General features: G+C 38.6%; 10 protein-coding genes. All 10 read right to left on the bottom strand.

Annotated elements, in window-relative coordinates; translation table 11 throughout:
- Nucleotides 1-3: 3 nt before the first annotated feature.
- The gene (gene corA / locus G6069_RS01170) at nucleotides 4-960 is read right to left on the bottom strand and encodes a magnesium/cobalt transporter CorA (protein ID WP_000248511.1); all 957 of its coding nucleotides are present in this window, start codon (nucleotides 958-960) and stop codon (nucleotides 4-6) included.
- 15 nt (nucleotides 961-975) lie between these two features.
- On the bottom strand, nucleotides 976-2,184 hold the full coding sequence (locus tag G6069_RS01165) for a phosphoglycerate kinase (protein ID WP_197293124.1): 1,209 nt from the start codon (nucleotides 2,182-2,184) through the stop codon (nucleotides 976-978).
- 15 nt (nucleotides 2,185-2,199) lie between these two features.
- Nucleotides 2,200-3,192, bottom strand: a complete 993-nt coding sequence (gene gap, locus G6069_RS01160; protein ID WP_197293123.1) for a type I glyceraldehyde-3-phosphate dehydrogenase — start codon at nucleotides 3,190-3,192, stop codon at nucleotides 2,200-2,202.
- Nucleotides 3,193-3,280: 88 nt separating this feature from the next.
- A complete protein-coding gene (gene ung / locus G6069_RS01155; protein WP_197293122.1) occupies nucleotides 3,281-3,982 on the bottom strand; it encodes a uracil-DNA glycosylase in 702 nt (233 codons plus the stop codon).
- Nucleotides 3,979-4,692 (bottom strand): 1-acyl-sn-glycerol-3-phosphate acyltransferase, encoded by a 714-nt coding sequence (locus tag G6069_RS01150; protein WP_197293121.1) that lies wholly within the window; start codon nucleotides 4,690-4,692, stop codon nucleotides 3,979-3,981. The genes ung and G6069_RS01150 overlap by 4 nt, the downstream gene beginning before the upstream one ends.
- Nucleotides 4,679-5,854: an SH3 domain-containing protein gene (locus G6069_RS01145; protein ID WP_197293120.1), complete on the bottom strand. Its 1,176-nt coding sequence runs from the start codon at nucleotides 5,852-5,854 to the stop codon at nucleotides 4,679-4,681. The genes G6069_RS01150 and G6069_RS01145 overlap by 14 nt, the downstream gene beginning before the upstream one ends.
- Nucleotides 5,855-5,860: 6 nt before the next feature.
- Nucleotides 5,861-7,225 carry a S41 family peptidase gene (locus tag G6069_RS01140; RefSeq protein WP_197293119.1) on the bottom strand — a complete coding sequence of 455 codons (1,365 nt, stop codon included), beginning with the start codon at nucleotides 7,223-7,225 and terminating at the stop codon, nucleotides 5,861-5,863.
- 225 nt (nucleotides 7,226-7,450) lie between these two features.
- Complete coding sequence (locus tag G6069_RS01135) at nucleotides 7,451-8,323, bottom strand: HpyAIV family type II restriction enzyme (RefSeq protein WP_197293118.1); 873 nt, start codon at nucleotides 8,321-8,323, stop codon at nucleotides 7,451-7,453.
- On the bottom strand, nucleotides 8,323-9,402 hold the full coding sequence (locus G6069_RS01130; RefSeq protein WP_197293117.1) for a DNA-methyltransferase: 1,080 nt from the start codon (nucleotides 9,400-9,402) through the stop codon (nucleotides 8,323-8,325). The genes G6069_RS01135 and G6069_RS01130 overlap by 1 nt, the downstream gene beginning before the upstream one ends.
- Before the next feature lie 258 nt (nucleotides 9,403-9,660).
- Nucleotides 9,661-13,122: a type ISP restriction/modification enzyme gene (locus G6069_RS01125; RefSeq protein ID WP_197293116.1), complete on the bottom strand. Its 3,462-nt coding sequence runs from the start codon at nucleotides 13,120-13,122 to the stop codon at nucleotides 9,661-9,663.

Raw genomic sequence — 13,122 nt, 5'->3', positions numbered from 1 at the left:
AGGCTACAACCAGCCTTTCTTTTTAAAATAGAGCACAGGCAAAATCGTAGAAATCGCCATGACAATCAGCGCGAAAAGATACCCGTATTGCCATTCTAACTCCGGCATGAATTTAAAATTCATGCCATAAATCGTGCCAATCAATGTGGGGGGCATCATCGCCATAGTCGCCACAGTGAAGAGCTTGATGATTTTATTTTGCTCCACATTCACTTGAGAAGCGAACAGGTTTTGGATATTATCAAGCGAGTTGAGATTGACCGTTGTAGACTCCACCAAAGAGCTAAAATCGGTTAAAATGATATTTAAATTATTTTTAGTATCGCTATCCACTTTATTGCTCCTTAATAAAGCGGTGATAATGCGCCGTTTGTCAAAAAAAGAATCCCTTAAAGCCACATTAAATTCTTGCAAATTGGACAAGCGCACTAAAATATCATCATGCGTAGAAGTTTCTTTGAAAATGATGTTTTTGCGCAACAGGCTCGTTTGTTTGTTGATCCACTCCAAACATTCCACGCCTTTTTCAAAATACACTTCAAAGATTTTGGTTAGAATATCAAACCCGTCTTCAAATTTTTTAGGGCTAGCCAAAACCTTTTTTTGGATAGAATCAAAGATTTCTAAAGTCCCATAATAAATCGTGAAAAGAATGTTATTAGACAAAATAAAGGTCGCCATTTCCGTATGAAAAGTCTCATTTTCATCCTGATTGGTGAAAAAAGCGTTGATCGTAACGCTGGAGCTGTCTTCCCAATATTTGGTAACTGATGAGACTCGTTGGGAATGATCCGTGTTGTAGTGGATGGCGTATTCTTGGCTTAGAGTGGCTAATTCATTAGGCGTGGGGTTGATTAACTCAAACCACAACACTTCATTTTCTTCTATATCAAAACCATTAAAGTCATTAAAGCGTTTTTTAATGACGAATTTTTGCTGCTTGAAAAACACATTCACCATAAGCGATCCTTAGAGTTAATGGCGTTTGTCCAAAACCTCAAAACAAGGTAAAATTTTGCCCTCTAACAATTCCAAGCTCGCCCCCCCACCGGTAGAGATAAAGCTCATGTTATCCTTTTCGCCCGCGCGATTGATCGCATCAATGGTATCGCCCCCACCAACGAGCGAGAAAGCGTAAGTGTCAGCAATCTTGTGGGCTAAAAAGGTTGTACCTCTAGCGAATTCTTGTTTTTCATGCACGCCTAAGGGGCCATTCCATAAAATGGTGGGCGCACTCTCTATGACTTCAGAAAATAATTTCAGGCTCGCAGGCCCTATATCAGCGATCTTGTGCTTAGGCTCAATGTCTTGGACGGGTGAAATTTTGATGTGTTTGGGGTTGAGAATGTCATCAGTGGTTACAGCGTCTATGGGCAAATAGACTTTGACTTTTTTTTCTTTGGCGCTTTGCAATAACTCTAGGGCGTCATTGATTAGGGCGTCTTCCACAGAAGAATCCTGCACATCATAGCCTAAGGCTTTTAAGAAGGTGTTGCTCATCGCCCCGGCAATGATGAGCTTGTCAATGAGATCTAAAATGTTTTTTAATAGGGTGAGTTTGGAGCTGACCTTAGCCCCCCCTACAATCAACAATAAAGGGCGTAAAGGGTGGTTAAACGCTTGATAAAACGAATCAATTTCTTTTTTGAGTAAAAACCCGCTCACTTTAACAGGGGCGAATTGCGCCGTGCCATAAGTGCTGGCATGCTTTCTGTGGCTCGTGCCAAAAGCGTCATTCACAAACACATCGCACAAACTCGCTAAATCTTTAGCCAGATTTTCATCATTTTCTTCTTCGCCTTTTAAAAAGCGGATATTTTCTAAAAGAAAAATCCTTGTGGGCGCGTTTTCGTTTAAAGCCTGCTTGAGTTGCGCGATATTTTGAGAAAAAACCACTTCATGATTTAAAAGTCTTTCAAGGCGTTTTAAAAAGGGTTTTAAACTCAATTTTTCTTCAACCCCTTTAGGGCGGCCCAAGTGGCTCACTAAAATAATATCTTTAGCCTTGTTGTCAATACAATATTGGATGGTAGGCAAGCTCTCTCTAATGCGCGTATCATCGGTAATATTCAAATTTTCATCTAAAGGCACATTAAAATCCACTCTAATAAGCACCCTTTTATGGCTCACTTCCACTTCTTGAATGTTTTTAACATTTTGCATAAACGACATTTTAGCTAACATGAAAAATCCTTTCTTTTAATTTTGTGCTATATATTGCACCATGTCTATCAAGCGCTCGCTATAACCCATCTCATTATCATACCATGCCAATACTTTAGCATTTTTTTCGCCTATTGTCATGATTTGATCATCAATCACGATCGCGCTAAAAGGCGAAGAAATAAAATCGCTTGAAACAAGCCTTTCTTCATCAATGCCCACAACCCCTTTAAAGGCATGCTTACAAGCGTCTTTAAGCGCATGCTGAACGCTTGCTTTACTCACGGATTTTTTAAAATTTAAAGATAGATCCACCAAGCTCACATTAGGGGTAGGCACTCTAATCGCAAGGCCTGTAACTTTAGGACCTAAATGCGGTAAGACTAGCGAAATGGCTTTGCTCACGCCGGTGCTTGTGGGGATAAGATTAAGGCTAGCCGCTCTAGCGCGGCGGATGTCTTTGTGCTTGGTGTCTAAGAGGTTTTGATCGTTAGTGTAGCTGTGGATGGTGGTTAAAAGCGCGTTTTCTACTTTAAAGGCTTCATCTAAGATTTTTAATAAAGGAGCGGTAGCGTTAGTCGTGCAAGAGGCGTTAGAAATCACGCTTTCGTTATGATAATGGGTGTGATTCACCCCATAGACAAAGGTGGGGGTGTTTTGCGCGGGAGCGGAGATGATGACTTTTTTCACACTGTTTTTAAGATGAGTGCTTGAAGCTTCTAAGGAATTGAATTTCCCCGTGCATTCTATGATGATTTCTGCGTTAGCGACAGAAAAATCAAGCTTGTTAATGTCTCGCTCGCTCAACACTAAAATATTTTTACTATGCCCGATATTTAGGGTTCTATTGGCGTTTAATTGGGCTTCAAAATGCCCATGCACGCTGTCATGGCGGATCAAATGCAAAAGAGTTTCTAATTCAGCGGTAGAATTGATGGCGACAATTTCTATATCCTTTCTTTGGCTAGCAACTCTTATAGCGCACAAACCGATGCGCCCGGTCCCATTGATAGCGATTCTAATTGGCATGTTTTCCCTTTATTTAAAAATTAACATTCTATCACAAATGCTCTTAAATAAAGGTATTCTTAAGGGGTTCTGTCTCATTAAGCATCAATCATAAACTGAAATCAAAATCCTTATGGTAAATTTTTCTGTGGGCGTTTTGGATGCTTGTAAAAACACCACTCCCTAAAAACCCCCTAGATAATGGGCTGGGGTGAGGGGCTGTGATGATAATGTGTTTGTTTTTAGGGATTAGCGCGATCTTTTTTTGGGCGACTTTCCCTAATAGCACCACGATTAAAGGGGAGATCGTTTCAAAAAGACGCATCAGTATCCTATCGCTAAAAGCTTCCCAGCCAATATATTGGTGCGAAGCGGCTTGGTTTTTTTCCACGCTTAAAATGGCGTTCAATAACAGCATGCCCCTTTTAGCCCACACGCTCAAATCCCCACAACAAGGCACAGGCACGCCTAAATTCGCATGCAATTCTTTAAAAATATTCCTTAAACTTGGAGGAATGGGGGCGTTTTTTTTCACGCTAAAGCTCAACCCCATCGCCACCGGCAATTCTTGTTCATTTTCTAGGTAGGTGGAATGGTAAGGGTCTTGCCCTAAAAGAATGATTTTAACCGCGCTAGGGGGCGTTAGATTGAGCGCATAAAACAGATTAGAGCTTTTAGGGAAAATGGTTTTAGGGCTTTTTAGGGCTTCTAAGTAGCGTTTTTCTATTTCTAAAAAATAAGGTTTTTTAAATTCGCTTTGCAAAAACTCCCGCCAAGCCAAACTCAAAGGAGCGTAGTCAAAAAGCTTCATGCGTTTAGTTCGTGGTAGTGTTTTAAATACTCTTTTTGCATGCGTTCTTGTAATTCTTCATACCAGGTGGGCGAGTTAAAATCAGGCGTATAGCTTTCTAGCATAACTAAACGGGTGCGCGCTTTATAGGCTTCTAGGGGTTTGGAATTAAAGATTTTAATGGAATTGATTAACACCATCGGCTGGATTTTGAGCTGGAATTTTTCGGCGATGATTTTAGCCCCTTGCTTGAAAGGGAGGAATTTTTCTCCTCCTTTGCCTCTAGTGCCTTCAGGGAAAATCACTAAAGGGCGGTTTTGGTCTAGTTTTTCCTTACACGCTTTCAAAAGACTCACTATCCCTTTTTTATCCTCTCTGTCAATTAAGATCATTCCGGTATCCGTTAAGGCATGCCCATAAAAGGGGATTTCACCCAGCTCTTTTTTAGCGATCCAGCAAATATTGCTAGGGTGGTAGGCTTCTAAATAAATGATGTCCAGTAAGCTTTGGTGGTTTAAGACAATGAGTTTAGCGTCCGTATCAAAAGCGCCTATTTTTTCTAAAGTAACCCTGGTAAGGGAAAAAAAGCACGAACAAGCCCTACGGCTAGAACGAGCGTTATTGTTTTTGCGGTTAAAATAATTGAAAACAATGATAACAGCTAGTCCTATAGCGATTACTAAAGCCCTATAAATCGCTCTTAAATGATTGGATTTTTTATTTGACTTCATCTTTTTTGACCCATCCTATTTGTTCATGCGGCGTTAGGATTTTATAATAATCATCATGCGAACCTAAGATTTTAATGGGCATTTCATCTTTAGAAAGCCCTAAAATGGTGGAATTTTGCGTGGGCAGAATGCGGATTTTTTTATGAGCGAGCAATAGGGCTGATTTTTGCGTGAATAAAAGGTGATACAAAACAAACCCTAAGCACAAAATCCCAAACCCTAAAAAAATGAGTTTGTGCCCAAAAATGAAAAACAACACCAAAAAAAACACGCACAAAGCAAGCAGCGCCACATTAGAAAAGACTAAAAAATTGTTTTTAGGGATGAGATCGCTTTGAATACCGGTAGTGTCTTGAGTGGGAATGGCTGAAAAAGACAGCGTTTTAAACTGCCTATTTGAAAGCGAAAAATAATCAAAAGAAAGGTTTTGAAGGGTTTTAGGCAGCACGCAATAATAAAAAACGCTCCCTTCTTTAGCCTTGATCTGGCTTAAAGAGGCGTTATCAAACCCCTGTTTTAGTGCTTCTTTGATGTGAAAATCTTCCCAATTAGCCTCTTTGAACGCTAATTCCATCACCAAAATATTGTTTTTATCGTCATAGTCTTTAGTTTTGTATTGCACAACTTGTAAATCTTTAGCCATGACATTCGCATAACGAGGGTTTTTGGACAAATCCGTTACCTGCAAAGCAACTTTTGGGGCTATGGAATGATCGATGTATTTGTCTTTATTGGAAAACGCGCTCACTTCTAAGGACGGAATAATCGCTTTTATGCCCTTAATCTTGTAATAATAAGTCGCTCTGAAAAGCTCTTTTTCCACCTTTTTCCATTTAGGCATCTTATTTAAAAGCTCAATTTGGGTTTTATCCAACCCGTCTTTGATTTTGGCTTCCAAAAACTCAGCGTCAAACAGCAATAAATCATAAGTTACGCCTATAATTTGACCGATATAAACCGGATTGTTTTCCAAATCTTCTAATTGGGGGATTTTCACATAAGCCACTTTAGCTTTGATCTCTTCTGGCTCATGAGCGTTCTCGGCAACCAAAAAGCTTGTCCAAAAGCTTACCAAAAGGCTTAAAATCAAACTGATGATTTTAAGGGTTTTGATTGAGTGGGCGAAAAAAATCATTAACGATTTTTCAAATAAAAACCCCATGAGTTTTTATTTCTTCTTAGGCGCTTTTTCATCCATTTTCTCATCAACGATAGACCAGGTTTTCAAGCTGTCAATAGCGGTTTTTAGCTGAATATCATCATTGATCATTTTAGGAGTAACCTCTTTTTCCTCTTCATTTTTCTTGTCTTTATCCGCCTCTTTGGAATTAGGGGTTTTATCATCAAGTTTTTTAAGCTCTTGCTCTAAATGGTGTTTTAGATCCGCTTCTTTCAAGCTGAATTTATTTTCATTTTCTGGCGCTTTACCCGGATAAATCACAATATCAGGCGTGATCCCCTTAGCCTGAATGGTGCGCCCGCTCGGCAAATAGTAGCGTGCGGTCGTGATTTTAATGGCTTCGTCCTTATTGACAGGGAGCAGCATCTGCACGCTTCCCTTACCAAAGGTTTTTTCACCGATAATGATGGCTCGTTTGTGATCTTGCAACGCTCCTGCTACGATCTCGCTCGCGCTCGCTGAACCGCCATTGACTAACACCGCTATAGGCAAATTGGTATAAGGGGCTCTGCCGTTAGCCTTGTATTCTAAATTTTCTTCTTTGTTTTTGCCTTTTTGAGAAACTAAAACCCCCTCTTTAATGAAGAGGTTAGACAAGCCTACCGCCTGGTTTAACAGCCCTCCAGGATTCCCCCTTAAATCCAACACGATCCCCTTAGCCTTAGGGTTAGCTTTTAAGCCTTCTAAAACCGATTTGGTAACATTTTTATCAAAAGAATTGACTCTCACATACAAATAAGGCGTGTCTTTAATCTTTTTCACATAGACAGAGGGGATCTTGATAATATCCCTAACGATATTAAACACCAAGGGTTTTGGCTCGTTTTTTCTCACAATGGTGATCTGAATAGGGGTCTTTGGCTTGCCGCGCATGAGGTTGATCGCATCATCAATGCTCATGCTCAGCGTGCTTTCGTTATTGATTTTTAAAATGTTATCGCCTGATTTAACCCCAGCCTTGTAAGCGGGAGTGCCTTCTAAGGGAGCAATAACGGTCAAAACGCCATCGCGCATGCCCACCGTGATCCCAAGCCCCCCAAATTCGCCCTCGGTTTGAGCTTGAAACTCCTTAAACTTCTTTTCATTCAAATACGCTGAATGCGCGTCCAAATTAGAGAGCAAGCCCTCAATCGCTTTAGTCATGATCTCAGAAATACTGATTTTATCCACATACTTTTTTTCAATTTCTGAAACCACATTAGAGAAACGACTGAACGCCTCCACCCTTTTAGCCGCTAATTCTTGCGGATCTTCTTTGACCGGCTTGACCGGCTTTTTTTCCTTAACTTCACCACCATGCAAACTCACCGCAAGAGAAATCGCTAACAACCCTTTAAAAAGTCGTTTTGTCATTGTTAATAGCACCACCCATTTTTGAGATTAGAAAGAATCACCTTTAAGGTTTTATTCAATTTTTGCGTTTATTCTATCTAAAATTTAGATAACATGCCCATTCGTTCACTCATTTTGAGCCTAATCGGTATACATAAAAACGCGTAACTCCCCGATCCATTCACATGCAAATCGCAAAGCATGCCCGTTACAAAAACATTAGAAATGGGGCTTACTTTAGAGCCTCTATCGCAAAGACAATAACTTTTGTGCTAACTTTGACGCTAATTGCTGATAAATTGTTTTATTTTGTTGTCTAAAATGCTCTACTAACATTTTTAAAACTTTTTGTTCTGGGAATAAAATTAACACAAGATTGAAAATTTCATCATTATCCAAAAGCTTCCTATAAACGCTTGGCGCTAAATCTTTGATTTCTTTAAAGCTTTCTAAAGGATTTTCATCAAAATTCAAACTGGGTAAATCAGGTAAAATTTCACGCCATCGCGCTAAATGGTTTAAAACCTCATCCCAAACTTGCGGAATATTAAGTTTTTCAAACAACTCCTTACCATAACACAAGCTCAAAGGCACGCCATAATCAACAGATAATTTTTGCAATTCTTCTTTATAATAATTTTGATTTTTATTCAAACCCTCATCTATAAAGTAAAAATAGCCTTGAATGTTTTCGCCATAACGATGGATTAAAGCCTCTAATTTCCTTTCAAAGTTGTCTATTTGCCCTCTCTTTTTGGCGCTGTCATGGTCATCTCGCATTTTTTGTTCTATAAAATAATAGGTGTTATCTTTTTTAGCCAACTGATCTAATTCTAAAGATTCCCTTTTTTCTTTATCCTTATTGTAATAAGGGATTTTTTTAGATAAAGGTGAAAAGTTATGCTCTTTTAAATATTGTTCTATTAAGCATTCAAACGCATCGCCAAACTTAATCTCATGGGAAGTCAATAAATTTTGTAATAATTTTGTTTTAGGCTTAGTGGGTCTAAAAATCCCCAAATAGCGTTCAGGGTTTTCGGCAATATTTTCAAGTAACTTTGCTTTAGATGTTCCAAAAACAAACCGATTAAAAATCTCGTTAAAGGTTTGATAGTCCATTAAGAGTCCTTTTGGCAGATATAACGCAATTCATCTAACAATAAAAATTGATTCTGGTAATACGCATAAAAAAATTTCCAACCATTATGGTTGGTTTTATTCAAATATTTAGCGCTCATTTTATGAATAGAAGTTTCATAATTTTCATTATCTCTCACTTGTCCGTTTTCTAAAACTTGACAAATTTTTTCCTTGTTAGATGAATATAAAAAATCCCCGATTTTTAATAGTTGTTTAGAAATTAAAAGACTCATAGGGATTTTTGGGGGTTTAGTTTCTAATTCTAAATTAGTGATAAAATCGCTTTTATCTTTAGTGTTATTCAGGCGTTTTGCCGCTTCTTTAATATAAAAAGAATCTTTTTCAATGCCAATAAAATACCTGTTCATGGATTTAGCCACAGCCCCTGTTGTGCCTGTGCCAAAAAAGGGATCTAAAATAATATCTTTAGGTTTAGTCGCGCTTAAAATGATTTTTTTTAAAAGCGCTTCTGGTTTTTGCGTGGAATGCACTTTTTTACCTTGCGCATCTTTTAGTCTTTCGTTACCCATGCAAATAGGGATTTGCCAAACCGATTTTTCTTGTTTGTCATTATTGAGATACTTCATTGTTTTATAATTAAAGCTAACTTTGCTGTTTTTGTGTTTAGCGCACCAAATAAGCGTTTCATGGGCGTTGCATAGTCTCTTGCCAGCAAAATTAGGCACCGGATTACTCTTGTGCCAAACAATATCATTGAGTATCCAAAACCCTAAATTTTGCAAATGAAAACCAATTCTAAAAATATTTTGAAAACTCCCCATCACACAAATACTGCCATTATCTTTTAAAATCCTTTGGCACTCTCTTAGCCAACCCAAACAAAAGGTATCGTATTCTTTAAAAGAGCCAAATTTATCCCAATGATCCTCAACGCCTTGAAATTTTGTGCCTTCAAAACGCTTCAATTCCCCCTCTGTTTGCATAAAATAAGGGGGGTCAGCAAAGATAAAATCAACGCTTCTGTTAGGAAAGTCTTTCAATTTTTCTAAACAATCCCCCTCTATGATAGTGTTTAAGTTTTCTTTTAAAAAATCCATTATTAATTAACCTTTTATATCTGCTACTCTAGCCATTTTAACACAAGCGTTTTAAGGCTATCTTAATGTTTAGTCTTTAGCTTTGTTCTCATCAAATGCATCAAATGATAGAAGCTACCTATCCCCACCTATGTTAAACGATACAACAAAAACGCATAACTCCCCGATCCGTTCAAATGCAAATCGCAAAGCATGCCCGTTACAAAAACATTAGAAATGGGGCTTACTTTAGAGCCTCTATCGCAAATGAGAGCAAGATTAGGCAATACAGAATAAGGGGAAAGCCGATCCTCCGCCTCTGCGATAGATATTGTTGTCGCTTGTTTCTTTGCTGATGAATGCGGCATCAAAGTCAAAATCTCCGATGGCTTTGGCTTGGCGCGATAAGATAAGGGCGATATTGGTATTAAATGGGGGGGGGGGTGGATTTTGCAAGATTTCTTGCATTAACGCTTCGCTGTCATTCCCTTTTAAATGGGGCAAATCGCTCGTTAAAAATCCAAGCGTTTTTTGGATTTCAATCGTGCGCGCGATGACTTTAATGATATTAGTTACATGATCAAAGTCGCAAGGCTCGTTTTTGTGGCTTTTTAAATACTTGTCTAAAACGCCATACCCCCCTATTCTATAATCATGAATTTCTTTACTCACCCCCTTAAAATAAGCGCTATGGTTGATATAAAGCCGTTGTTCTGGTTCGTTATGAGAGGGTTTTTTGATGATGCGATCATGCTCTTCTTTGTAGTAGGATTCGCCTATGGTGGCGTCTTTTAATTTGTCAAAGCTGTGATTCAGGCTTTCTTTATTTAAGACATGCAAGCCGATTAGTTCAATCCCTAAAAGGCTTAAAACCCTGAACAAATCTTTATTGTTTGTGAAAAGGATTTTAGGGTAATCGGCTTTGAGAAAGTCTTCATAACGCTTGCGGTAATGTGGGGAATACAATAACGCATAGATATAGCCTAAAACCTCTAACGGCTCAAAATGGTGGCTATAATGCTTGTCTATAAAGCTTCTAAACTCTGGCGTAAAATTTTCGGTGTAGTTGGGGTGTTTGAATTGATAGAGGGGGTAATTAACCCCAGCTCCATTGCCCCCAGAGCTTAACCCTTGATCATTAATGCTAGAGCTTATAAAGCATTGCGTCCAACTTTTATCGTTGTTTTTTAGCTGTCGTGGGGTGTTTAGCGCGACATTTTGGCGCGTTTGATTGGGTGTTTTAGGGTTTGTTGGGGGGGGGGGTAACATGTGCTTGAAGACTTCGCCTCGTGGATAAGCGATAAAAGACTTTGATTTACCGGTATAATAAGTGTAGTAAAAATCAAAAGGGCGGTATTGGCACGAAACAATGTATTCTTCTAAATTGTTAGCGTTTGCCTTAACATCTTTAATGGCATATTCTAAACGCCAATCCCTACCATCTTTTTTAATATTATAAATTCTGCGTAACTCGCTAGGTTCTAAGGTTGAAAAATCTTTTAGAAGCTTGAGCAAGCTTTCTTTATCCTTATGAAAAACGACATGGTCTCGTTGCGAACAAATACCGGTGCTTCCAATTTGAAACATCTCCTGGACGCTAAAGCCTTGTTCGTATTCCTCTAACAAGGGCGTTTCTTGGGGTATGAGTAAGTAAAAAGGCTCTCTTGGGGCAAGCTCAAGCCATTCAATCCTATCCAAATCGTTTTGGGCTAAAAAGGCGTATTTTTCAGCCCTTCCGCCATACACATCGTAATAGTGGATTTTTTGCTTGGTGGCTTGCGCCTTTTTGACAAAGAGATTAATGGACACACCTTGCATGATATTGAAAACGTTTTCATCTGTTGCGCCTTGTAGGGTTTTCTCCTTTTTCCTAGCGTTTCCATGCAGGTTTAGGATATAAAGCTCATCGTAGCATTCTAAAAGAGAGCGCCTTAACCCCCTAAAAGTAGGGTTGTCTAAAAAGGCGTTGTTAGAGATAAAGCCAAAAAGGCCATGCCCTAATAATTCGATCTTGTTTTGAGCGAAACGCATGAATTTCACGTAATCGTCTAAGAGCCATTTAGGGTTTTTCTCCTTTTGCAATTTGTATTTAGAGTGGAGATTTTTAAGTTCCTTTAGGGCGTTTTTACTGCCGCTTTCTTTTTGTTTTTGAATGTTCTTTAAAAGCGTTTGGATTTTATCGGCAAGTTTAACCGTTTTTTCTATTTCTATGGTTTGAAATTCAGGCTCTATACCGTAAGTGGCTTTCACTTCCCATTCAAACAAGCCCTTATTCTCGCTCGCCCCGCTATAAGGGGGGTTACCGGTGATGATAAGGATGTTTTCATTTTTTTTGATTTCTTTGGCGTTTAAAAGCTCTTTTTCAAAAATCGGGTTTAGCCCACGATAAGCAACGATTTCACTAGGCTGTATGAGGGTGTTGGTTAAAATGATTTTAAGCGCGTCGTTGTCTTTGAGAGGCTTTTTAAATTCCTCCTTAAAGGCTTGGCTGAGATTCAAATGAGCGATCGCATAAGGAGCGATCAAGTATTCAAACCCATAAAATTGCTTCAAAAGGTTTTGGTATTTGTCCTCTTTAGTGGAGGTGCCTCCATCGCTTGTTTTTCTCGTTTCTAGCGCTTTTCTGAACGCTTCCAATAAAAAAGTGCCTGTGCCGGTAGCAAAATCTAAGAGCTTGATGTTTTCGTTATCTAAAGCACTTTTTAAGCCTAAGGGAGCGTCTTTGAAATGCGTTTTGAGCAGGCTATCCAAAGCGTTAATGATGAATTTCACCACAGAATCTGGGGTGTAATACACGCCCTTTTTCTCTCGTAATTTAGGGTCATAAGCGCTTAAAAAGGTTTCATAAAAGTGCAAATAAGGGTCTTTATCGTCATTCAAATCTTTAAGGATAGAGTCCATATCAACATGATTGATCAAGTTTAAAATTTCATTTAAAAGCCATTGGATCTCTTGGATTGCATCAAGCTTCTTTAAAAAATCCGCCATTTCTCTGATCACAGCGAAATTTTCAGGAATGGAGCTTCTCACATTATCCAAATTAATTTTTTCAAAAGGGTGGTTGAGCTTGGCTATAAAAAGGCTGTAGGTGAGCGTTTGAGCGAACGCATCGCTAAAGTCTTCAAAACTCAATTCTTCATAAAGATATTCTTTAAAATTCTTAAAAATGCTAGAAACTTGCGTGTCTTTTTGGTATTGGATTAAAGCGTCTTTTAAATACTTGGTAGGCGTGCTTAAATGCGTTGCGAAATCTTTAGCGTTAGTGATAGGGGCCGCTTCGTGATTGAAAAAGCTTTTGAACAATTCAATCAGATCGCACTCGGTTTGCGGGTTGGGTTTTAGGGGTTTAGAGAGTTCATCAGGGCTAGCGATAGAAATTTGTCTTTTAATTGAAGGCTTATTCTCTTCATCTTTTCCTACCCACACGAAATTAAGGTAATCGGTGAGCATGAGGTTGGGATTCAATTCTAAATATTTAAGGATTTGTTTGTTTTTTAAGAGCTGGTTAAGATCAGTCCCTACCTTTTTATTTTCTATATAGCCGATGTTAAGCCCTTGATAAGAGATGCGAAAATCAGGCTGACCACATTGTTTGTCTTTTTTAGGCTCATGTTCAATCTTAAATTCCTTATTGAAATTGTCTTTTAAACTTATAAGCAAGTTTTCTAAAGGGCGACGGTGCGTGAGTTCATTCTTTTCAGGCGTAAGATCTTTAATGCTTTCTAAATATTCTTTTAGCAT

Source organism: Helicobacter pylori (assembly GCF_017594925.1).
Taxonomy (GTDB): Bacteria; Campylobacterota; Campylobacteria; order Campylobacterales; family Helicobacteraceae; genus Helicobacter; species Helicobacter pylori_DP.
The sequence above is the reverse complement of the archived record's forward strand: the minus strand, read 5'-3'. Positions and strand labels throughout refer to the sequence as shown.

Coding starts and splice junctions, on each gene's coding strand:
- corA (WP_000248511.1), bottom strand. CDS start 960: ATGGTGAATGTGTTTTTCAAGCAGCAAAAATTCGTCATTAAAAAACGC.
- G6069_RS01165 (WP_197293124.1), bottom strand. CDS start 2,184: ATGTTAGCTAAAATGTCGTTTATGCAAAATGTTAAAAACATTCAAGAA.
- gap (WP_197293123.1), bottom strand. CDS start 3,192: ATGCCAATTAGAATCGCTATCAATGGGACCGGGCGCATCGGTTTGTGC.
- ung (WP_197293122.1), bottom strand. CDS start 3,982: ATGAAGCTTTTTGACTACGCTCCTTTGAGTTTGGCTTGGCGGGAGTTT.
- G6069_RS01150 (WP_197293121.1), bottom strand. CDS start 4,692: ATGAAGTCAAATAAAAAATCCAATCATTTAAGAGCGATTTATAGGGCT.
- G6069_RS01145 (WP_197293120.1), bottom strand. CDS start 5,854: ATGGGGTTTTTATTTGAAAAATCGTTAATGATTTTTTTCGCCCACTCA.
- G6069_RS01140 (WP_197293119.1), bottom strand. CDS start 7,225: ATGACAAAACGACTTTTTAAAGGGTTGTTAGCGATTTCTCTTGCGGTG.
- G6069_RS01135 (WP_197293118.1), bottom strand. CDS start 8,323: ATGGACTATCAAACCTTTAACGAGATTTTTAATCGGTTTGTTTTTGGA.
- G6069_RS01130 (WP_197293117.1), bottom strand. CDS start 9,402: ATGGATTTTTTAAAAGAAAACTTAAACACTATCATAGAGGGGGATTGT.
- G6069_RS01125 (WP_197293116.1), bottom strand. CDS start 13,122: ATGCTAAAAGAATATTTAGAAAGCATTAAAGATCTTACGCCTGAAAAG.